The organism is Desulfosporosinus sp. BICA1-9 (assembly GCF_000802135.1).
Genome location: NZ_JUEE01000182.1, coordinates 18,197 through 40,353 on the forward strand (window position 1 = coordinate 18,197; position 22,157 = coordinate 40,353).

General features: G+C 43.7%; 24 protein-coding genes. 3 read left to right on the forward strand and 21 right to left on the reverse strand.

The genetic code is table 11. From position 1 onward, the window contains the following. Positions 1 to 124: 124 nt before the first annotated feature. The 13 genes from JL57_RS22880 to JL57_RS22940 all read right to left on the reverse strand — a co-directional run bounded on the left by JL57_RS22880 (position 125) and on the right by JL57_RS22940 (position 9,250). Complete coding sequence (locus tag JL57_RS22880) at positions 125 to 412, reverse strand: SHOCT domain-containing protein (RefSeq protein ID WP_034144240.1); 288 nt, start codon at positions 410 to 412, stop codon at positions 125 to 127. 71 nt (positions 413 to 483) lie between these two features. After that, positions 484 to 705, reverse strand: a complete 222-nt coding sequence (locus JL57_RS22885; RefSeq protein WP_034144241.1) for an SHOCT domain-containing protein — start codon at positions 703 to 705, stop codon at positions 484 to 486. A gap of 19 nt (positions 706 to 724) precedes the next feature. Further along, complete coding sequence (locus tag JL57_RS22890; protein ID WP_034144242.1) at positions 725 to 1,117, reverse strand: hypothetical protein; 393 nt, start codon at positions 1,115 to 1,117, stop codon at positions 725 to 727. A gap of 295 nt (positions 1,118 to 1,412) precedes the next feature. After that, on the reverse strand, positions 1,413 to 1,646 hold the full coding sequence (locus tag JL57_RS22895; protein WP_034144243.1) for a hypothetical protein: 234 nt from the start codon (positions 1,644 to 1,646) through the stop codon (positions 1,413 to 1,415). Then, positions 1,643 to 2,296: an ABC transporter ATP-binding protein gene (locus JL57_RS22900; RefSeq protein WP_034144244.1), complete on the reverse strand. Its 654-nt coding sequence runs from the start codon at positions 2,294 to 2,296 to the stop codon at positions 1,643 to 1,645. Before JL57_RS22900 ends, JL57_RS22895 begins: the two co-directional genes overlap by 4 nt. A gap of 13 nt (positions 2,297 to 2,309) precedes the next feature. Then, the gene (locus JL57_RS22905) at positions 2,310 to 3,443 is read right to left on the reverse strand and encodes an FtsX-like permease family protein (protein WP_034144245.1); all 1,134 of its coding nucleotides are present in this window, start codon (positions 3,441 to 3,443) and stop codon (positions 2,310 to 2,312) included. Positions 3,444 to 3,456: 13 nt separating this feature from the next. Next, positions 3,457 to 4,746: an ABC transporter permease gene (locus tag JL57_RS22910; RefSeq protein WP_034144246.1), complete on the reverse strand. Its 1,290-nt coding sequence runs from the start codon at positions 4,744 to 4,746 to the stop codon at positions 3,457 to 3,459. Positions 4,747 to 4,756: 10 nt separating this feature from the next. Continuing rightward, entirely contained in the window at positions 4,757 to 6,001 is a 1,245-nt protein-coding gene (locus JL57_RS22915; RefSeq protein WP_034144247.1) for a Fe-S-containing protein, read from the reverse strand. A gap of 70 nt (positions 6,002 to 6,071) precedes the next feature. Beyond that, a complete protein-coding gene (locus JL57_RS22920; RefSeq protein WP_034144248.1) occupies positions 6,072 to 6,704 on the reverse strand; it encodes an iron transporter in 633 nt (210 codons plus the stop codon). Between the two features lie 108 nt (positions 6,705 to 6,812). Then, complete coding sequence (locus tag JL57_RS22925; protein ID WP_034144249.1) at positions 6,813 to 8,003, reverse strand: FTR1 family protein; 1,191 nt, start codon at positions 8,001 to 8,003, stop codon at positions 6,813 to 6,815. A gap of 251 nt (positions 8,004 to 8,254) precedes the next feature. Further along, a complete protein-coding gene (locus tag JL57_RS22930) occupies positions 8,255 to 8,524 on the reverse strand; it encodes an SHOCT domain-containing protein (protein ID WP_034144250.1) in 270 nt (89 codons plus the stop codon). A gap of 78 nt (positions 8,525 to 8,602) precedes the next feature. Continuing rightward, entirely contained in the window at positions 8,603 to 8,824 is a 222-nt protein-coding gene (locus tag JL57_RS22935; RefSeq protein WP_034144251.1) for an SHOCT domain-containing protein, read from the reverse strand. After that, positions 8,825 to 9,250 carry a hypothetical protein gene (locus JL57_RS22940; RefSeq protein WP_034144252.1) on the reverse strand — a complete coding sequence of 142 codons (426 nt, stop codon included), beginning with the start codon at positions 9,248 to 9,250 and terminating at the stop codon, positions 8,825 to 8,827. A gap of 202 nt (positions 9,251 to 9,452) precedes the next feature. On the opposite strand from JL57_RS22940, the gene JL57_RS22945 reads away from it, so the two are divergent. The 3 genes from JL57_RS22945 to JL57_RS22955 all read left to right on the forward strand — a co-directional run bounded on the left by JL57_RS22945 (position 9,453) and on the right by JL57_RS22955 (position 13,955). Beyond that, positions 9,453 to 9,755, forward strand: a complete 303-nt coding sequence (locus JL57_RS22945; RefSeq protein ID WP_034144253.1) for a nucleotidyltransferase family protein — start codon at positions 9,453 to 9,455, stop codon at positions 9,753 to 9,755. Continuing rightward, complete coding sequence (locus JL57_RS22950; protein ID WP_291300457.1) at positions 9,745 to 10,203, forward strand: hypothetical protein; 459 nt, start codon at positions 9,745 to 9,747, stop codon at positions 10,201 to 10,203. Before JL57_RS22945 ends, JL57_RS22950 begins: the two co-directional genes overlap by 11 nt. A gap of 1,553 nt (positions 10,204 to 11,756) precedes the next feature. Then, entirely contained in the window at positions 11,757 to 13,955 is a 2,199-nt protein-coding gene (locus JL57_RS22955; protein WP_034144254.1) for a cell wall-binding repeat-containing protein, read from the forward strand. A gap of 274 nt (positions 13,956 to 14,229) precedes the next feature. On the opposite strand, the gene JL57_RS22960 is transcribed toward JL57_RS22955, so the two are convergent. From JL57_RS22960 to JL57_RS23000, 8 genes are all read right to left on the reverse strand, one after another. Continuing rightward, positions 14,230 to 14,535 (reverse strand): 4Fe-4S binding protein, encoded by a 306-nt coding sequence (locus tag JL57_RS22960; RefSeq protein WP_034144255.1) that lies wholly within the window; start codon positions 14,533 to 14,535, stop codon positions 14,230 to 14,232. A 19-nt stretch (positions 14,536 to 14,554) separates the two neighbouring features. Further along, complete coding sequence (locus JL57_RS22965) at positions 14,555 to 16,315, reverse strand: adenylyl-sulfate reductase subunit alpha (protein WP_034144256.1); 1,761 nt, start codon at positions 16,313 to 16,315, stop codon at positions 14,555 to 14,557. 24 nt (positions 16,316 to 16,339) lie between these two features. Then, positions 16,340 to 17,833, reverse strand: a complete 1,494-nt coding sequence (locus JL57_RS22970) for a DASS family sodium-coupled anion symporter (RefSeq protein WP_034144257.1) — start codon at positions 17,831 to 17,833, stop codon at positions 16,340 to 16,342. 344 nt (positions 17,834 to 18,177) lie between these two features. Further along, positions 18,178 to 18,831, reverse strand: a complete 654-nt coding sequence (locus JL57_RS22975) for a Crp/Fnr family transcriptional regulator (RefSeq protein ID WP_034144258.1) — start codon at positions 18,829 to 18,831, stop codon at positions 18,178 to 18,180. Positions 18,832 to 19,029: 198 nt separating this feature from the next. Then, the gene (locus tag JL57_RS22980) at positions 19,030 to 19,617 is read right to left on the reverse strand and encodes an RsbRD N-terminal domain-containing protein (RefSeq protein WP_034144259.1); all 588 of its coding nucleotides are present in this window, start codon (positions 19,615 to 19,617) and stop codon (positions 19,030 to 19,032) included. A gap of 306 nt (positions 19,618 to 19,923) precedes the next feature. After that, complete coding sequence (locus tag JL57_RS22990; protein ID WP_034144261.1) at positions 19,924 to 20,574, reverse strand: amino acid ABC transporter permease; 651 nt, start codon at positions 20,572 to 20,574, stop codon at positions 19,924 to 19,926. Further along, positions 20,571 to 21,242, reverse strand: a complete 672-nt coding sequence (locus tag JL57_RS22995) for an amino acid ABC transporter permease (protein WP_034144262.1) — start codon at positions 21,240 to 21,242, stop codon at positions 20,571 to 20,573. The genes JL57_RS22990 and JL57_RS22995 overlap by 4 nt, the downstream gene beginning before the upstream one ends. After that, positions 21,242 to 22,072, reverse strand: a complete 831-nt coding sequence (locus JL57_RS23000) for a transporter substrate-binding domain-containing protein (protein WP_034144263.1) — start codon at positions 22,070 to 22,072, stop codon at positions 21,242 to 21,244. Before JL57_RS23000 ends, JL57_RS22995 begins: the two co-directional genes overlap by 1 nt. Positions 22,073 to 22,157: the final 85 nt, after the last annotated feature.

Consider the following 22,157-nt stretch of genomic DNA (forward strand, 5'->3'; position numbering starts at 1 on the left):
TTATACAAAAATTCCTTGTGCCACAACATACTCATCCAAAAATTCAAGATCCGAATATGCCGTTAGCAGGAGTAACATAAAAGTGGCTAAGGATTTAATCCTCAGCCACCTTTTGGGCTACTACTCATTTACCCTCAATATCCTTTTTCCGGCTTTGATACTCCACCGAATCTATCTCACCACGCGCATATCGTTCACTCAGAATGTCCATTCCACTCTGCTTACCTAGCCCTCCTGTATTAATGCGCGAGTTATTACGACGAAATAGATAGATACCAAGTAAAATAATCCCAATCCAGAAGATGAGCATTCCTATCCCCATCAACCCATATCCACCGCTTCCATAACCACCATATCCACCATATCCACCATATCCCCAACCACCCATCATATTACCCCAGCCACCCATCATATAAATTCCTCCTTTAAACTAATTTTCTGTAAATACAGCCTAGATGCTGACTTCCATAAAGTAAACCTTTGTTATCCCTTTTTAATGGATATTCGCTGCTTTTGGCCCAACAGTTCTTGTTTCCTCTCAAGGTAATCCTCTCTATCAATCTCACCCCGTGCATAGCGTTCATTCAATATATCTTGTACAGTGTGCGTATGAGATTGATGGTTCATGCAGCGTGATTCTTCAAAATTTGATGAATTAAACAAGTAAAAAGCTACGATGACTAATAGGATTAGACCAAACATCATATAAAATCTCCCCTTTTAATTAATAGGTTTGAGATGCCATTGTGTTTCCGTTGGTCATCATACTCCCTCCAGAATTACTCATGAATTCGTTCATTCTATCAAGGTTTTCTTGCCCCATTTGAGCTTTAACCGCCTGATCTGAATTCATAAGCTCTTGCATTTTTTCAACATCCCCTGTTTGCATTGCATTCTGCATCCCCGCTGAATTATGGAGATTTTGCATTTCGTCCGAATTCATAAACTCTTGGTGTTGCTCTGGTGAAAACGTTTGCTGCATGAATCCTTGCATTTGCCCAAACCATCCGCTCCCTTGTTGCAGGGACGTTTCGGCTAAAGCCGGCAAAGCCATGAGCCCTAGGGCTAATGTTGCGGTTCCTAGCACTGCGGTAATTTTCTTACTAATTTTTTTCATTTTGTATATTCCTCCCAATTAATTATTAATTTACTGCTTTTGTTCGTCTGATTTGCTGTTGTTCCATGTCCTTAGTGTAACCCTCGGATACGATTAACTCATGAAAAAGTTGTGAATTTCTTATGAAGAAGGGACCCTGAATGATCAGGATCCCTTCTTCAAATAGTTCGTGACTCCCCTTCCATATCTCGCCTCGTGGACAGCGTTCACGCAGAATATTCAAAGCACTAAGACTTACTATGTGCTTCTATACGAACCTGAGTGGCATTATGGCGGAAGGTCAATAAATCTTAGATTACTCCTTGACTTTATGACAACTGGTACAGTTAGGCCGATCTAAATGTTTTGTTATCTTTGCACCATTAGCCCCGCTTGCATGGCAGGACTTACAGTCCATGTCTTGGGTAACCTCATGAGGAATGGCAGGACTTTTAGCAACTTTTGGTGCTGGTTCTTTGGTTCCGCCACACCCCACCAGAATTACTGTTAAGAAAACCGCCAGGATTAAAAGAAGTCCGCGTTTTTTCATGCGATCTGTGTCAACCTTCCATGTTCTAGTCTTACTCTCCGCTGCGCCAGTTCGCCTATTTCATTGTCATGGGTAACCATGACAATTGTGTGCCCTTCCCTGTGAAGTTCCTGGAATAGCTCAATCACTAATTTTTCATTGTCTTCATCCAAATTTCCTGTCGGTTCATCCGCTAAAATTAACGCAGGATAGTTAATGAGCGCCCGGGCAATGCACACCCTCTGTTGTTCTCCACCGGAAAGTTGGCTAGGCAGGTGTTTGGCACGTTGAGCCAAGCCTACCCGCTCCAGGGCTTTGAGGGCTTCCTGTTCGTCGGTGAGACTATGGTAATACTGGGCTACCATTACATTTTCCAGGGCGGTAAGATGAGGAATAAGGTGAAACTGCTGGAATACCAAACCTATTTTTTCCCTGCGAACCTCGGTTAATTCTTTGTTTGACCGGGCAGTTACCTCAATTCCATCGATTGAAACAGAGCCACTGGTTGGTTTATCCATACACCCAATAATATTAAGCATGGTACTTTTTCCGGAACCGGAGGGACCCATGATGGAAACCCATTCCCCTGGGGCGACGCTTAGATTAAAATCCTTTAAGGCGTGGACATTGCCGTAGGATTTAGTGACATTCTTTAATTCCAAGATGTTCATACGTTTCTCCTTTCTACTCCCCTTTAAGTACCAAGGCTGGTTCAATGTTGGCCGCTGTCCGTACGGGCATGATCACTGCAACCCAGGCTACCAGAACAGATAAGATGATTACCGCTATAAGCACTGAGGGCCTAAACGTAATATAGGCTTTAAATACACTCAGCCCGATAACCTGGGCAATCCCCCATCCCACCAGGGAACCCAGCACCCCGCCAGTCATACCTAGGAGAGCGCTTTCCCCTAAAAACTCACCGGCGATGGCTCGGTTGGTCGCGCCTAGGGCCTTGCGCAGGCCGATTTCCCTTCGCCTTTCCATGACCATTGCCATCATGGTTGTGGAGACACAGAGCAAGGTTGAAGCTAGGATTACGATGACTACTAGGTAAACCAGGGTTCTAATTTTCTCAAGGATAACGCCCTCTGAACGGGCAATTTGCTGGATAGGGTTTGCTTTAATGCCCGGCTCAGACTGGCTAATCGTTTCTGCCAAGGTGATCAACTCTGCAGAATTTCCCATGACGCTTAGATAGGCAGTATGAATTTGCCCTTCTTTGCCCAGAAGTCCTTGGGCTTTTTCTAATTCCAGAAACACCTGATAATCTTCCGTACTGCCGGTGGAAACCATGCCCACTACTTGTAAGCTCTCAGTTTTTCCTGTTTCCTCCGCGGTTATGCTCAGTTTCTGCCCGACGTTTAATTCTAACTGTTCCGCCAGAGCGGAACCTACCACAATCTGGTTATTTTCCCTGGGCCAAGCTCCATCTAAACTCCAGTAAGGACTAACCTTTTGGATCCCAGAAAAGTCTACTCCAACCGCCACGAATCGTTGCTTGTTACCTGTGACGATCCCATATAGGTAGGGAGAATAACCAATTGTTTTTTCTTGGGGCACCTGCTCCAGTACTTGGTTTAGTTTTGCTAACTCTAGTGTGCTGCCTTCTTGCTGCTGGGCAGGCACCAGCACCAGATTGGCACCGTAACTGCGCAGTTCTTTGCTCATTTTCAGGGTGATATCATTATAAACACTTAATAATCCAGAAATCACCCCGATGCCCAGTACTAGGGCCAGCAGGGCAATCGCTACACGGGATTTTCGGTTTTTCAGGGCTGCGGTAACCATTCGTAAATACATAGCCTGTTTCGTCATTTTTTAACCCCCATTACCTGCCATGCAGTACTTCTGCGGGGCGCAGGTTTACCAGCATGCGAATCGCGGATAAGCTGCCCAAGAGGGCAACTCCCACAGATAAGGTTAGAACAATAGGAAGAACCATTATTTTTATCGACAATCCGGAACCAAATACCGCTTGACCTATAACCTGGGCGAAACCCAAACCCATCAGGTAGCCCAGTACCCCTCCGAGGATTCCGCTGATGACTGACTCCGCTACAAACAGGGCGATAACCTGCCAACCCTCCGCTCCCAGAGCCTTAAGTAAGCCGATTTCCTTGCTGCGCTCCAAGACCTTAGTGGTCATGAGGCTTGATATCCCCAGGGCGGCGCTGAGCAGAGCCGCTGCCGTTAAGAGCAACATGAGCAGCTGAATCTTTCCTAAGATCAATCCTTCCGACTCAGCAACCTGTCGGATAGCATTGGCCCTTACCCCAGGCAGAATTTCTTCGATCTGATAGGTGATGGCGCCAACATAGGCTGTACAATACCATCTTTCATACTCTTCGCTGGTCAAAGACTGAAGATCTTTTGCTGCCCGGCGGGCCAGTTCGTTTTCCGGAGTGGTGAGAGCGCTTACCTCCACCTTACTGACCTTACCCGAGGTTCCCTGTAGTTTCTGTATGAGGGCTAAAGGCACAAATACCTTCCGGTCATCACCGCTCCCACTGTCAAAAACCCCTGTTACTTTAAGGACTTGTTCCTTGCCTCCAGACGGAGTGTTTACCAGAACCTTTAGGTTGTCTCCCTGTTTAATCCCGGCCTTTTGAGCCAATTCCGTCCCTACCATGGCCTGGTTTTCCGAGCTGTCATCTGCCCACTGGCCATTAACCTTCCACCATGCTTTGAGGCTGACGGCACCCGTAACTACCTTTTCCCCTGCGGGAGTCGTAATTTCTTTGTTAAACCAGGTACCCACCAGAACGGTGTCTTGCTTCCCGGTTACTGCTGGCTGTTCTAGGTACGGTGTAAAGGAAAGAATATTATTGGCCCAAAAAATTGTTTTTAAACTACTTAAACTTGCATCTTCAAGAAAAGACTGCCCCTGCAAGGGATTGTATTCTATCCCGCCGATATTAACCGGAACGGTTTCTACCCTGGGTTCTACCAAGATATTTGCTCCGTAGGTTTTAAGCTCCCGGTTTACCTTATCCCCGATATCCAGGGAGATATTGAGCATGGAACTAGCTAATGATGCACCAAAGGCGATGGTTACTACTGCCAAGAGTTTGCCCTTTAGACCTTTGGAGAACGACTTTTTCAACATACGCCAGAACATGGTGTCACCTCTATTCTTGAAAAACTTTTTCTTTTTGGAGCAAATCAGCAGTATTTATGAGAATACTGCCACTTTCCACCTTATTTGGGAAAGGAATAGGATTACAGCCCCCAGGGAAGCCAATCGTTTGCTTATTGATGATTACATCACAGTTCATGCATACCACATTATCACCCCGCTGGTAATATCCCACCACCCCGCAGATATCACAGGCATCTAATCCTACGCCAAACAACCCATTCCCTTTGCCAACAACGATAAAGCGCATCGTTACATTATTCGGTGTAATATAGCTAAAGCGGTGCAGCTTGTTGTCATTTACCTGAGTCACCGGGATTGTAATTACCCCGTTTTCCGCCTGCACAGGGGCTGGAGGGGAAAGTTTAACCTTTTTATTAGAGTAGACGTGTCCCACCCCTAAGAGTGCTCCCGTAATTAAAATAAGTACTCCGGAAACTGCCAGCCAACGCAGCTGGTTCCGGTATTCCGCCAGAGACTTCCGCCTTAGAGCAGGGTTTTCATAGTCCTGCTGAGCAGGTTTCTTACTACCAAGTCTAGCCAGTATTACCTGTATTGCAACTAGTAACACTAGAGCATAGAAAAAGAGCGGGTAATAGGTGTTGATCACTGGGGCTACTACAGAAACCAGCACCGGGGTTACCGGGATATATCCCAAGGTCATCCCCAATTGTAGCAGGCTGATTAGATGACGGGCCAAGACAATCGTTACCAGAGATGTCCCAGTGATGATCATCAGTTGCTTGTTCATTTTCCGGGTTGACTTAAAATAGGTCCAGCCGAACAGAGCTGCCAGAAAAATTCCGAACAATGCCCCGATTACTTTCAAAATCAATTCCGTATTAATAAAACTGCGAGCCTGCACGAAAATTTTCATCGGAAAGCCCACCAACTCTATCCCCTCAACCGTAACCAGCAGGACAGTTGTTAGCAACACCAGAGGGCCCACCGCAAACCGGGCGGGCTTAGATTTTGAAGCCAAGCGACCTGTTAAGATTAACAATGCTAGAACCGGAAATATACTGCTTAACCAGGCAAACTCAAACAGCTCTCGATTTCCAAAAAAGTCGACTCCATACACAAGGACAGTGGAAAAAACCAAGGCCAGGCCGGTGCCACTCCAAACATATCTAATTTTGTCTTTCATGTCAGGCAACGTTAGATAAAGTAAGAGCGTAACAACCAATAATCCTGCTTCAAAACTACTCTTCAAGGTATAGTCCAAAATCGCTAGCAAATTTCTCACCCCTAGCCAAATAAAATTTATGAAAAGAGCCCGGTCAGATAACCGACCGGGCAATGCCTAATTACCACTTACGGGGCACGAAGGAGAAGTCCCAAGCTACCTCGATGGGCTTGGTCCAGAATTTACCTGGAACCCCGGAAGCCTTATCGGTATGAATTAAGAAATCCTGTTTTTCCGGGGACTCGATGATGAACTTTACGGTATAGTTACCTGCACCCAGCATCTTCACGTTGGTGCCATAGTGGGAGCCATCCCCGGCATTCATGGGCATAAAGCTACCGGACTGTTCTTTGCCCGTATCCTTGTTTTTCAATTGGTATTTTACCGTTAAATAGGGTACGAACTCCCCATCTCCAAAGCCCAAGGAATTATTCTTCAAGGCAGAGATGTCGGCTTCCAGGTGAATATCGGATTCGGTGGGTTTAAGGCCTGCTTTTTGGACAGGTTCCATTTCCACGGGCTGTAGATATACCGCAGCTATGCTCATACCCTCCACTTCTTGTGCATCTCCAATCGGGTATTCCCGGAAGGAAGCATCGCTTGCTTTGGTCTCCTCCTGCTTTTGGGCTGAGTCAGATTGGGTAGTCTTCTGTTCAGAGGTGGCAGCAGGTTTATTTCCTGCTCCGCAACCTGCTAGGGTTAAAACTCCTATCATTAGAAAGGCTACAAGGCTAAAGTGTTTATATCTTTTCATCGTTTTTTCCTCCAATTTCAATTGATTTTCATATTCATTTACTTCTTGTCAATGTTTGTTTAATCTCTTTCATTTTCCTCAAATCGTAATGATAACCTTTTCTCATTTTCAGCCAAGCCCTGCTTTTTTATTTTTGGTTTGATATGCAAATCCGGCGACAACAATGGCTAAAAGTAGCAGTTGCGGGGCCAAGGTTTCCCAGGTAGGGTATATCCCAAGCCAAGTTACGGTAGGAATGTTTACACTGGTGGAGCTTATTACTCCGGCAGTCTGCAGTTCCCCTACTCCCTGACCAGCGAACACAAAGGCCAGGTAATAGAGCAGGAAGCTTGTTCCAAGGAAAAAGGGTTTCATGGGAAGCTTAACACTGGCGTAACGTATGATGGCAAAGATCATGCCCAAGGCCAGTATACCTACCCCAAAACCGGCTAAAACCATACTCAAGTCTGTAGTACCACTCATCATAGCTTGGTAAAACAACACGGTTTCTGCTCCCTCCCTGTATACTGCCAGGAAGGCTGCGCTCCATAGGGCAAACGTGCTGCCCTTATTCAGTGAACCCTGTACCTTGCCATTTATGTAGTTCTGCCAGCGTTGGGCTTCGGACTTACTTACTAACCAGTAGCTGACTGAAAACAGCACCACCACTGCCAGCAGCATGGTAGCTCCCTCCAACACTTCCCGGCTAGCCCCACTGATACTAAAAACCTTGGTCATTACCCATGCGGTTAGTAAGCTTGCCACTAGCGCAGCAGCAGTACTCTGGTAAATTACTTTAACCTTTTCTTTGTATCCGGATTTAACCAGGTAGGCAATGATTGCCCCGATGACGAGGATCGCTTCAAACCCTTCCCTGACGATAATTAAGAAGGAAGCTAAAAACGCCCCGAATCCGGTGGAACTCTCACTCAGATCCCCGTCAAGGGTTTTTGCGTCAATCCGCAACCCGCTAACCAGCTGTTCAATTTGCTGCTTGATTTGCGAGGCAGGCACCCCTTTGACCATGTCCTTTTTTAGCTGTTTGAAAGCCGTCTCCACTTCCGCATTACGCTTAGCGGAGATATTCAGTCGGACTGCCTTCTCCATTTGACCGCTTTCATAGGGTCCGAAGTAAGCCTCATCCACCAGGTTTTTTGCCCCGGCCATATCACCCTGCTTATAAGTGGTATAAGCATCCTGCAGATGTTTATCAATTTCCTCGACCACACCGCTAAAGGACTGACCTGCTGCCATAGCCGCAGGCGCTAAACCCAAGATAAGTATTAAACCTAACAACACTACGGCTAATTTTTTTCTCAAATGTCAATCTCCTCCCCAAGAATTTGATTTTGATATTCATTATCAATAGAGTGTGAGAATAATGGGTCCTTTCGGACCCGATCTTCATGATTAAATGTATGATATTGATTCTCATTTGTCAATGCACAATTTTTGGATATATGTTCTACTTTTTTATTTTAGCAATAAGCAGGATTTCCTTTGGTCCAAAAGATTTTAACCAAAAATACGGCTAAGGAGTTATTCCTCAGCCGCTTTTATCGTTTTCTAACTCATTTACCCTCTAAATCCTGTTTCCGGCTCTGATACTCAGCGGAATCTATTTCGCCACGCGCATATCGTTCACGCAGGATATCTATTCCACTATGCTTACCTAGCCCTCCTGCTTGAACGTTCGAGGTGTTGCGACGAAATAAATAGATACCCAGTAGAATAATCCCAATCCAAAAGATAAGCATTCCTATCCCCATTATCCCATATCCGCCGCTTCCATAACCACCGTATCCCCAACCACCCATCATATTACCCCAGCCACCCATCATGTAAATTCCTCCTTCAAAGTAATTTCCCATAAAAATAAACCTTGGATATTGACTTTCATCCATAAAGAAACCACTATTTTATCCCTTTTTAATGGATATTAGCTGCTTTTGTCCCGACAGTTCTTGTTTCCGCTCAAGGTATTCCTCTCTCTCAATCTCACCACGTGCATAGCGTTCACTCAATATATCCTGTGCAGTATGCGTATGAGATTGATGGTTCATGCAGCATGATGCGCTAGAATTTGATGAATTAAACAAGTAATAAGCTACGATGACTAATAGGATTAAACCAAACATCATTTAAAGCTCTCCCCTTTCACTCCCGTTCATCATAGTACCTCGCGAACCCACCCTACCATTTCCGTTGGTCATCATATTCCCTCCGGAATTACTCATGAATTGGTTCATTTTATCAAGGTTATCTTGCCCAATTTGTGCCTTTACTTGCGGGTCTGAATTCATGAGTTCTTGCATCACCTTAACGTCCCCTGTTTGCATTGCGCTCTGCATCTCCGTCGAATTGTGAAGATTCTGCATGGCAGTCGAATTCATCAAAGTTTGATGCTGCTCCGACGAAAAGGTTTTTTGCATAAATCCCTGCATTTGACCGAACCATCCGTTACCTTGTTGCTGGTCTGTTCCGGCCAATGCCGGTAAAGCCATGAGCCCGACGGCCAACGTTGCGGTTCCTAAGATTACCGTGATTTTTTTACTAAGTTTCTTCATTTTATGTTCCTCCCCTTAATTTTCATTTTTCTGCTTTGCGTTGTTTTATTTGCTGTACTTCCATGTCCTTAGTGTAACTCTCGGATACGATTAACTGATGAAAAAGTTGTGAATTTCTCATGAAGAGAAAACGATCTAATGACAAGCTTTAAAGATAATGTTACAATGTAACTGTTGAAGTAAAATATTGGGAGTTGATTATATGAGCGAACTTCTCTCTAGGCTTCCGGAGGAATTTCAAAAAGATATAAACTCTGCAATTGAGATACTTAAGAATGCTGGATGCAAAGAAATATTCATCTTCGGCTCATTGATCACGGATACTTACAGAGAGGATTCGGATATAGATATTGCAATAAAAGGATGTTTACCCGAAAATTATTTTGCTTTGCTAGGACAATTACTAACTACATTGAGTCGACCCGTTGATTTAATTAACTTGGATAGAGAAGATGCATTTTCAAAATACCTTGAGAGAGAAGGTGACCTTCACCGTGTCTCTTGAAAAAGCAATATCCCAAATGAATTTTGAAATACAGCAAATCAATGAACTCTTTGCTTCTTATAATGATCTGATTGAGAAGAGTAAAGGGGAGGAACCCACTTTAATAGAACTTACTGCACTTGGTTCGGTATTGCATTCCTTCTATAATGGAATAGAGAATTTATTTAAAACGATTGGAAAAAATATTGATGGCAAACTCCCTACGGGTCATCACTGGCATAGCGAACTTTTAAAACAAATGACCGAAGAGACATATAATCGCGCTCCTGTTATTTCACAGGGTTTGAAAGAAAAATTGGTAGAATACTTAGCGTTTAGACATTTTTATCGTAACTCATACTCCTTTTTCTTGAAATGGAATGAGTTAAAGAAGCTCGTAGACCCGGTAATATTAGTATGGTCAGAATGTAAGATCGAATTGAAGTCATTCATTGAGAGTCAAATTTAATTATTACTAATGCGTTTACCCCGGAATTCTATTCTGGGCTAAACGCATTTTGCAAGTGCGAATATGGGGCCCCGTGCATTGGATAACTTATTAGCGATTTATGATGTTCATAAGCGCAAAAAAAGCCACGAATAAGGCGCCTTCCGTCAAATGAGCAGTTGCAAAAGATAAATGAAGGGTAACTGCTCAGGAGACAGGAGTCAGGAGTCAGAAGTAGTATAACGAATACCCTGTTAAGTATCATAGTCTTCTCACAGTGATACTTAACAGGGTATTCGTGTGTAATTCTATGACCCAATCTTCTCTACATTGCAAACGCTCGACATTCCATGGCACAATGCAAACAGATGTGGGCACATTTTTGAGATTCCTTGTCGGCAAATCTTGCACATTCATTTCCACATGCTTCACATATACTCGCGCAAAGGCCTGCTATCGGCTTACTAAAAGAGCTACGCCGGGCAAGGTATTTGGCAGTCAGTGTACAGATATCTGCACAATCTCGTAATAGTTGTAATTGTCTATGCCTTAGATGAAGATCTTGGGAATGCATAAGGAGATGAGTAATCATGTGTTCACACGTTACTTCACAATCTTGAACAGTATTTATGATATTAGTAGGGGGCATTTGATGTGTATTCATAGAAACCATCCTTTCATACTTCTTTGATTAGATTATGGGCTTCACTAAGATTTGTGTATGTACAATTCAGTTGGTTTATCGAAATGAATGGAAGAGGACTAATCCTGTCAATTTCAGCATAAACTCATGATTCCAATACGTTTACTAGAATCAAAAAAAGCAGCTCAGGATCAATTTTAAAAATCCTCAGCTGTTTTATAGGTTAATTATGTTCATTCTACTATGGTGCATTCCTATCCCTGCCATACCCATCATTTTGTTTTCAAGAAAGCTCTGGCAGTTCCTCTTTCCAATAATTCTTCTGAGCTATCATCTTGAGTCTTGAATTTATTATTACTTGAAAGAGTAAGGTAACATAACACATAACCCAAAACAGAAAAGCCAATGGATGTTAGCAATAAATCTAGTCCTGCGATATAGACCCCTCCCTTCAAATTCAGATTTAACTATAAATGCACCATTGCAAAGAGAGCACTTCCAATTGATTTTACATCTGCCTACACTTAATTATAATTCTTACTGAATAGTTTTATTTACTTGTTTTAAACTATACCAAAACCTTTTCTTGGTTAATGTGACTTGAATCACGTTAACCAAGAAAATTAACTTAAACCCAGAAAAAATATTTTTTAATCTCACTAGAAGGCTCTCAAAGAACGGAATCATCTTCTATATATTAATAACGTATCATAGGGTTGTTTTCTGACGGTCCATTATATAAAATCAAAAATAAACTTTAACTCGGATACGGTCTCATAAAAAGGCTTTAGATTTGTAATAAAAAGGGATTTTATATCAATTCCCAGCCTTTTACTATTGTAGTCAAGTCTATAGGATGTTATATTCAGTGTCGTTGTCGTTGTTATGTTTTTAAATAAATCATATAATTTTAGGGAAAAGGAGATTTTAAATGCAAAAAAACCCAGCACGAAAAATGATGTCATCTTTGGTTTTCTTAACCACACTTTTTGTCTCTTTGGTACCCAGTTCCTTAACTGGTGAACCAAAACCTGTGCTGGCATCCTTAAGTGTTAGACCTGGTGCTGCATCCTCGCAATTGGCTGCAGGCCCAAACTTTGGCTTGGCTGTTGACGCAGACGGCAATGTCTGGTCCTGGGGTGATAATTCCCAGGGTCAATTAGGTCAAGGTAATGCCGACGAGAATCCTGTTGCCACTCCCGTCAAAGTCAAAGACCTCACAGACGTCATTTCGGTTTCCGCTGGAGGTGCCCATGCTTTAGCCCTGAAAGCCGACGGAACAGTCTGGGCTTGGGGAAACAATGATTACGATCAAAGCGGCGCTGAAGAAGCCTCACCTATTACCCTTCCTAGAAAAGTTGAAAGTCTGCAAAACATTGTAGGAATAGCAGCAGGGTTAGAGTCCAACTTAGCTCTAGCTGCCAACGGCCAAGTATGGGCCTGGGGCGGTAATGAATATAAGCAAGTAAACAATACTGACACGATAAAAATCACGGCTCCACAGATTATTGATAACCTTTCTGGGGTCGTTAAAATCGCCGTTGGCAGTGCCTGGTCTTTAGCACTCAAAAACGATGGTACCGTCTGGACTTGGGGCGCGCAAAAAGTGATCCTTGGAACAGATGGTGAAGAAGGCATGTTAAATTTCACGAACCTAACACAGGTCAATGGAATTTCTGATATTGTCAGTGTGTCGGCTGGATTTAGTCACAGCCTAGCTTTAAAAGAGGACGGAACTGTCTGGGGATGGGGGAGCAATGAACTCCTGCAACTTGGAAACACGGAACAGCAGTGGTTCGAAACACCCGTTCAAATCCCCGCCTTGAAAGATGTTACTTCCGTAAGTGCCGGCGCTTACCTGTCGATGGCTCTTAAGAAGGATGGCACTATTTGGACCCTAGGAGCCAACGGTAGCGGTCAACTTGGCAATGGCTATAAAGTTAGCGATTTGCCTATTTCTGCCGCTCCTGTAAAGGTAGTTCATGTCACAAAGGCCAATAGTATTGCAGCTGGCTATGGCTTTGCTCTCGGACGAGCCGATGGCTATGTATGGGGCTGGGGGGGTAACACCACTGGCCAATTGGGTAATGGAAGTGTTGACGCCATTACAGGAGGAGAGTACGTAGGGACTTATATTCCCACTATGGGAAAACGATATCTTAGGTCTGCTTATGGGCCTGATTTTAGCCGCTTGGCTGGCTATACAGCAGTAAATACTGCTGTCGAAATCTCCAAACAAGGCTGGCCGACTAGTTCTTCGACCGTCATCTTGGCCACTGCCTCCAATTTCCCAGATGCTCTCTCGGCGGCCACCTTGGCTCATCAATTTGATGCTCCGATTCTGCTAACGAATAGCAAAACCTTAGATCCCGCTGTTCAAGGGGAAATTGAACGCCTTAAACCTACAAAAATTATTATTGTAGGCGGAAGTGCAGTCGTTTCTGGACAAATCGAGGAAGCCCTCAAGCAAAACTACAGTGATGTCACTCGTCTGGCCGGCTGGGATCAGTATGAAACAGCCGCTAAAATCGCTGATTATTACTATTCCATTAACCCCGACGCTCCGAAAAAAGTAGTTATTGCAAATGGTGACAACTTCCCTGATGCACTTTCCATCTCATCTTGGGCTGCTTACAATCGTATTCCCATTCTACTAACCAGAAGTAAACAATTACCCGAAGCCACCTATAAGGCCCTTCAGCAGAATGCCATTAAAGACGCTATTATAGTAGGGGGTTTTGCAGTCATTAACAAGGAAGTCGCCTATGATATTATCGCGCACGTCTCAAGAAACTGGGGCCCCGATGATCAAGGTAAAAGCATTGTACGTTACTGGGGAATGGACCAATATGAAACAAGCATTGCTATTGCAAAGGGACTCCGCGCCGATATTAATACTGTCATGATCGCGACTGGAGAAAACTTCCCTGATGCACTCGCTGGATCTGCACTTGCCGCACGTACTGGTAGCCCCATCATCCTCGTTGACAAACACTTAACCAAAGCCAGTGTCCTGAACTTCTTGGCAGACAACAGCGGTCAAATTCGCGAGACTTACTTGCTCGGCGGAAGTGCAGTCATTTCAGATACTTCATTCAACTATTTGAGTAACTATTTGGCTCGGTCATAAATCTTACTCTGGATATATCCTAAGCGAGAAGTGGCTAAGATCAAAACCTTAGCCACTTCTTGCTTATACTTATTTGACCTTCTGTTGACTAATCTTTCTAGAATCTAAATGTACAATCCCTATCCCTTAGCTCAATTCCCTCCACAAGATCCCAAACAAGTAGAACTCAATGTCTTAGCGAAGAATCCTAGGAAATGCCTAATTTGATTGACTTCCAAGAATTCTTAAATTTAGGAATAATTTATAAACTCAAAAGTTAGGCCTGTCGTGACCCTTATTTATTGTGGGTCCTGACCAGGAACTTATCTACCTTGCCATTGATATCAATGCAGGTCCATTCAATTTCTTTTTCTCTCACCTTGGGAATAAGTCTAGCTGGATAGTACCCCAATTGATAGGGAATACGAGTTTCAATAGCCTCGAATCGGCAAGCTTTTACACATGCCATGCAGTCCCAACAATCTCTCTTAGCCCGACAAAAGGCTTTCTTTTCCTCATTTAATTCCATCAAATCTCCGGGACATATCTCTTCACATTTTCCGCACCCTTGGCATTTATCTTGATATACTATTGGTGGCATCTTGTCACCCTCCTCTTCTTTAAGCTTTTAAGCGATCACCTGAGATTATTTGTTCATAGGCTCGAGTAAACATTTCTACATCACCAGTTTCAGGATTATAACGGGAGTTTACAAAGCAATCAAATTTTTGATCGTTCTTTTCTGGGAAATCTGCCCGGGTCTGCCAGCCTGCCCATCTGGTTTCTTCACGATACATCAGGTGGTGCACCAGTACTTGAGCCACATCTAATCGGTCAATGACTTCGTGAGCATCCATCAACTCATGAAGATCGATGGCGATTAGGTATTTGACTTGATCCTTCAAAATCTTCAGGTTACGTAGGGCATATTCCAGACCTTCTTTGTTCATTCTGAAAAACTGGTGTACTCCCCCGGCATATTCATCCATCAACCGCTGGAGCCTTTCTTCCATTTCGCGAGGTTTAACACCATCACCCACGGAAATATTGCGGAAACCCGGTGCAAAAATCCTATCTTTCTCTTGGGAAATTTGCTCCTCATTAAGGCTTCCCTGCTCGACACTAGCTACATAGTCGACTGCAGCTCTAGCAGACAAGAGTCCCTCAGCGGCACAACCACCCACAAATTTATTGGGTGTGCCACCTGCCACATCACCACAGGCATATAATCCGGGTAAGGTAGTCGCTCTTTTTACATCAACCCAGTAACCGCTCGCCGTATGCCCTCCGACAATGTAGGGGTCAGAACCATAAATTTCGATGGGTTCCTTCTTTAAATCCTGGGCTCGGCTGGCCAGAAATAAAACATAACTGGGACGCTCGTTTAGATAATCGTATTTCATGTCATGGATTTGGTCTGAAGTCATGTGGGTGGTATCCACATAGCAGGGACCACGACCCTCACGCCACTCATCCATCGGCGCGTTAGCCCGGATATAGCGGGGAGCGGCATCCCCACCAAGGTGAGCGTAACGGGTTTTTAGAATTTGCTCGCCCTTGCAGTTAATCATGGGTGTTTTATAACCCACTGAAATGGTATCGATGGGGCCATTAAAATCTTTTGTTCGGGTGGCACACCAGCGCATTTCAAAGGTGGTCATTTCAGCACCTTGACGGATACCAATCGCAAAACCGGTCCCTACATTAAAGGGGGCATACCAGAGCTGGTGGTGGCTGTCATTACCATCGTTTTGATAGGGCTTATACAAACCAGCTGCGCCACCAGTAGCTATAATGGTGGCCTTAGCTCGTATGATGTATACCTTGCCGTCTCTCACACCAAAACCAATAGCGCCAATGACTTTATTGCCCTCCATCAGGTAGTTGGTAGCGACTACACGATTTATGATTTCACAGCCAGTTTGACGGGTCTTTTCTGCCAAAATAACTTTCATCTCAGAACCACTGATCGTGATATCCCATTTGCCTCTAGTTTTATATTCATCGCCGTCTTCTTCATATTTAATGGGCATACCCCACTCTTCCCATTCTTCGATAGGCTTGTTTAAAACTTCTGCCATCGAAATGGTCAAGTCTTCGCGGATCAGCCCACCGGCCTGAGAACGACTCCAACGCACGAAGTCTTCGATGGTACGATCTTTTTTAATATAGGTGTTAATCGCATCCATACCACCAGCTAGGCATCCACTGCGGTCGATGTGTGCTTTCTCCATTAAAGTCACTTTCAAATCAGGGTTGAGACGCTTGGCTTCAATGGCAGCGAAACAACCGGCATTTCCTGCTCCGATAATTAGAATATCAGTTTCAATGCGGACCTCTTCAATTTTTTCCACGGATTGGGGTAAACTTGCTCTTGCCATTTAAATTTTCCTCCTTTAAATAAGTTATGGAGTGGGCACCCAGATGGGATAACCTGTGAATGCATACCAGGGCACCATGATAAAGACCATATAGAGTATCACCATTAAGGTGAAGGGAGCACCGACTTTAACAAATTCACCAAAGGTGAATTCTTCAGTTCCATAGGCGATTAGGCAGGCAGTCACTGAGATAGGCAAGACAAACGCGTAACTATCCACATTTAACACCATCATCGTAAAGGCAACCGTGTTCAGCTCAAGCATAGGAGCCATTGCTGCTACGATAGGAGCCAGCAGAGTTACAGCCGCAACGTTGCTCACAATGCCTAAACGGCTGATTTGGACTACCACACAGATGAAGATACTAACACCTATCCAACCCCAAGCTGGTGCTAAACCAACCAGGTGAGAGGCAATCCACTTGTCCACGCCTGTCTTTTCAAAGGCGGATACTAGGGACAGGGAACCACAGAGCAACAACCAGGTCCCAAAGATTGTATTGGATTGAACCTTTTTCCAGGAGAGATTGGTAAGCCCCGGAATAAAGAGTACCATCACGGCTACCAGAGCAACTAAGGCCATTTTATAACCATGAATTTGCTCGGTCGCCCACAAGGAAATTGCAATCCCAAAGGTTACTAAAACAATCCATTCAGCAGCATTCATTTTACCCATGGCTTCTTTTTGGCGTCTGATTTCAGAGATTCCGCCAGGGACTTCAATATTTTTAGATTTCATGATCCAATTGACCCAGTAATACATGATTACCAAAATACCCAGCAATGGCCAATTCATCCAGCCCCAAGTACCCCAAGTAATCACGTCTTTTTTCACAGCCTGATTAATGGTTTGGGCTATGATGACATTTGACATATGGCTGTGCATCAGAATAGTCCCGCTAGCTAGTGAGGCGAAACCGATCCCGACCATCGTAAATACTTTTCTTGCCCTAGCACCTTCGCCCGCTTTCTCAAACAAACTGTTTAAACCTTGAATAATCGGTAGGAAAAGTGCACCTCTAGCATTGGTGGCAGGAACGAGTACGGCTGTAACCAGGTGAGCCCCGATTATACCTTTTAGAACACTTCCAACGTTAGGTTTAACTTTTGAAACAATACTGAGTGCAATCCGCTTGTCTAAGCCAGTGGTCTGCATAACAGCAGCTAGAATAAAACAGCCAAGAATAAGGAAGGTAACGTTACTGGTAAAGCCACTAAAGGCTTCGGGCAGCTTAGTAGCTGCTCCGGTCAGGGATAATAAGACCGGTATCATTAGGCCGGAAACTGCTAAAGGCAATCCATCACTCAACCAAATAATTGTAGCCCAACCCATCACAGCCAAGGCTGCTCGACCACCCTCATTAAGGCTCTCGGAAGTAGGAACCAGAGTTAAGATTGCTGCAAATACTAACCAAGACAAAATAAATCCTAGTAAGGCCTTCTTACTTTTGTCCGTTTCGATAGATTTCTCCTTAAGATCCGTACTCTGTATCTTTGCTTGTAAAGCAGGCGACGACATGTACAACCCCTCCATTTCTTCGTATGTATTACTCACGATAACCTTAATCCATCTATTGACCTGTTAATTCATCCCTCCGCCCTTCGTTTTCTTTCTATGTGAAGATTTTAACAATAACTATCGTTGGTTAAAACCAAACTAAAGACACTTTTCTGTCATGTTAACGACATAAGTAATCCAGCCGACAAAATTAAAGTCTTTCAAAGGACTCTAATTTTGTCGGCTGGATTACAAGGTGAATTATGTGCTATTTAATTCAATCGTATCAGTCCCACTTCTATTAGTGGGACTGATAACCCATAACTTGTTTTGTTTCGGTATCCAACTTTAGTTGAACGAGTTCACTATTCCTGTATCCATGTTTTTAGCTTGTTTGGGTTCACACCAACAATCTCTCGTCCTTCATATTGGATGCTCCCGTCTTCCTTAAGCAAGCTGAGTAGAGACGAAATTGTTTGACGTGCTGAACCTATGACACAGGCAAGTTCCTCCTGAGTAACCCGTAATCGCACATGAATAATACCATCTTCACCTTTACTCCCTGCACGTTCTGCCATACTTAACAGAAGAATAGCTAGCCTCCCTTGAATGGGGTTCATGATAAAATCATAGATTGTATTCTGCGCTTCCCTCAACCGATCACTCATCAGTGTGATTAACTTCTCGGAAAACTCAGGCATTTCGACGAGCATCTTTTTAAAACTATCCTTCCAGATAATCAAAATAGAGACATTATCCATTGCCTCGGCACTATACTCTCTTAAATTGATATTACTGAGTACTTCAGCTAGACCAATAAAGTCACCAGGGTAACGGATTGCAACAGACACCTGACGACCGTCCGATGTCGTACGGTAAATTTTAACCAAACCACTTTTAATATAATAAACCTCATTGGTCCTTTGGCTGGTTGAAAAAATAATCTGCCCTTTCGGGTATTTAATTTCTGAAGCTATCTCATTTAAATACCTTAGTTCTCCATCTGTTATCTGAAACATTATCTTTGCTACCTCCTAATGTCATAATGTTAGGACTTATTCTAGCTCATTTCATGACTAGTTCATAGAGCTGGAAACTTTTTTAAAAGAAATGTCTTCCTTAAGGTAAATCTATGTACGGTCAATTACGAAACTTTAGTGAAGTTATCATAAAAGAAAGGACCCCGATATCTTCAGGGTCCCTCAACTTCTCACTATTTACTCTTTGGATGGGTTGGCGTCTGTTTCTGCGATGTTTATTAAGTCACGATCCTTATGTTCAAATTCTTCCGCAGGGAGTTCGGACATCAGATTTGCCTTTTTCAAAAGCGAAAACGTCATCCTTTTGAGTTCATCCGTCTTAAGTTCATAAAGCTGTTCTCGGCATTTGACATAGATATTAACAGCATAAAGGGCTAACTCATCTACTTCTGATTCAAACGTCAGCAACTCATCATATAGCTGGTACTGTCTAATTTCCTTTTCCAGTTCTTCACGAACTACCTTTTTGAGGGAAAATACAAAGGTTAGCGCTTGTGCTGGAGTGAAATCCTGAATCGCCCTCACTCTGATAATATCATCGAGAAAGGGCAACTCCTCTGCAAATCCTTCCCCAGCGATTAGGGCTTCCAGGATACCATTTATCCCCTGAGAGAACGTATGTCCCACTGGATTAAGGAACCTATCCTTTTGCTTTTTTAAAAAACCTGAGCTATCCACGGGATACGTTGCCATGATGGCATCGAACCACCTTTGGAGAATAACAGGTCTCTTTTCTTCCAGAAGCTTTTTTAGCTTCATGTCCATTTATTACCACTCCTTGTTGTTAAGCAAGACATCCCAATAGGGTGCCTACTAAAAAATGATCAATGACCCCTTTTTAGGTCAAATTAATAAAGTGTATTCTCTCTATTATGAAGCATATTATGTGAAACAACAACTTCTCTTTTGCAAACTGCTAAGTGATTTCAGCAACATTATCAAGAACCGGGAACTATTTAATTATAAACTACAAAAAGACGACCCCTCTCGGGGTCGTCAGCTAACAAACTCTAAAATTATTAGTCTTAAGGTGTAACGATACTTGAGCCTAAAAGACCATCTCTGACTAAATTAATAACTTTGATGCACCATTTTCAGCTGCTGTCGACGGGCTAAAATCGAAAGCGAATAATTAAGGACAAAATAAGTTGAAGCAATCATGCCAAAAACGGCAAAGACCTGACTGGTCGAGCCGTGTTGCCCCAAAATAATCATACCTTTACCAGTTAGATCTTCCACGCCTACAACCCAAACAAACGATGTATCCTTAATGACCGTTATAAACTGAGATACTAAAGGTGGAATCATCTTGTGCATGGCCTGTGGTAAAATAATGTGCGTTAAAGTCTGACGATAGGAAAACCCCTGTGACTTCGCCGCTTCCCACTGCCCATCGTCGATGGAGTTTAACCCACCTCGGACGATTTCAGCAATTATGGCCGAAGTGAAGACCGCGATGGCGACAATTCCTGAATTAACCGGTTTCAACGTGGTCATAAACCGAAAAACTAAAATAAAGAGCAGCATAGGAATATTTCGAACGCACTCAATGTATAAGGCAGCGATTCTCCCCAAAATTGGTTGTTTAGAGTATCGAGCAATACCCAAGATGGTTCCAAAGACGAAACTGAGTAAAATGGCACTGACAGCAATGTAGAGAGTCGTCAAAAGCCCTTGACCAAGAAAACGAAATATTTCGGGTTTAAGAATTTCTGTAATCATGTTGATACCCCCGCCTTACGTTCTAAGCGACGTGTCAGTGTCGCTAAAGGTAAACAAAGCAGGAGATAAAGCAGACCAACGACAACATACGCAGGTCCGTAATAAATATTATCGCTTGACCAGGAGTCCGCACGATACATTAGGTCACCCCCAGCGACCATAGCCAGTACCGAGGTGTTTTTAATCAAGTTCACCGCCTGATTCGTGAGCGGTGGCAAAACTACTCGGGAAGCCTGCGGCAAGATAATATGCCGCATGGCCCCCCAAAAACTAAATCCCTGTGATAAGGCCGCTTCCATTTGCCCCCTGTGGATCGAGTTGATTCCCGCCCTGACCACTTCGGCAATATAAGCGCCATGATAAACACCGACACCCAAAACACCCACTGCAAAAACAGGTAGCATCACGCCCATGTGAGGAAGCCCATGATACAGGAAGAAAACCTGGATAACAAGTGGGGTGTTTTGAATGAATTCAACGTAGATGCGACTCACAAGCTTGGCTAGTGTCCACTGAGAGGTCCCTAATACCCCAAATATAACTCCGAGTACAAGAGCCAACGTAAGGGCAAGGACGGTTACAGAAATAGTCGTTTTAAACCCCTCAGCAAATACTACCCAGTCACTGAAAAGTGCTTCCCATTTAAACAAGGCAAAAGGTCCGACCACTATTTAAGACCCCACTTTTGTTGCATTTTAACGAGTTCTCCAGACTTTTTCAGATCAGCAATCGTCTGATTAACCAATTTGGCTAATCCGTCTTTTCCCATTTTAGAGGCAATTCCATAATCCTGAGGACTAAAGCTATCATCCAAAATAATCGTTGTCTCATCCATATATCCAAATAAGATGGATCCATCTACAGAAAAACAATCCACCCGACCAGAATCTAGTGCTGTCTTAATTTCCGGATAGGTAGCGAACTCCAAGAAAGTGACTTTAGCTCCAACCTTATCCGCTTGTTCCTGAATGGCCTTCTTACTGGTAGCACTTTGCGCTACGCCAATCTTTTTCCCGTTCAAATCTTTTAAGCTCGTAAAACCAGCACTCTTTTTAACCATTAGTCTTACACCATCGACAAAATAAGGATCTGAGAAATTGTAACTCTTCTTACGTTCTTCAGTAACGGTAAAGGTCGCGATCACAAGGTCTACATCTCCACTATCCAGCAAAGGTCCCCGAGTTTTTGCCGTAACGGCTGTGGTTTCAACCTTAGCAGCCCCAATTTTCTGGGCTACTACATTAGCCAAATCAATTTCAAATCCCTCGACCTTTTCCGTCTTAGGATCTTTGTATCCGAATTTAGGTACATCAACTTTAACTCCTACTTTGAGAACACCACGGTCTTTAATGGCCTTGACATCAGCGGCCTGTTCTGTAGCGCTTGGGGTTGGTGTTGGAGCTGGTGCTGGGGTAGCCGAAGGTGCAGTCGACCCGCAACCCGTGACCAAACCTGCAACTAATAGCAAGCTCGTTAAAATCATTCCAATTTTCTTCATTCTTAAATCCCCCTCTTCATCGTTTAGTCGCAGAATACTGCGACTCTTCTTTATAGAACATCTAAGTACCACCCATGGGTTTAAA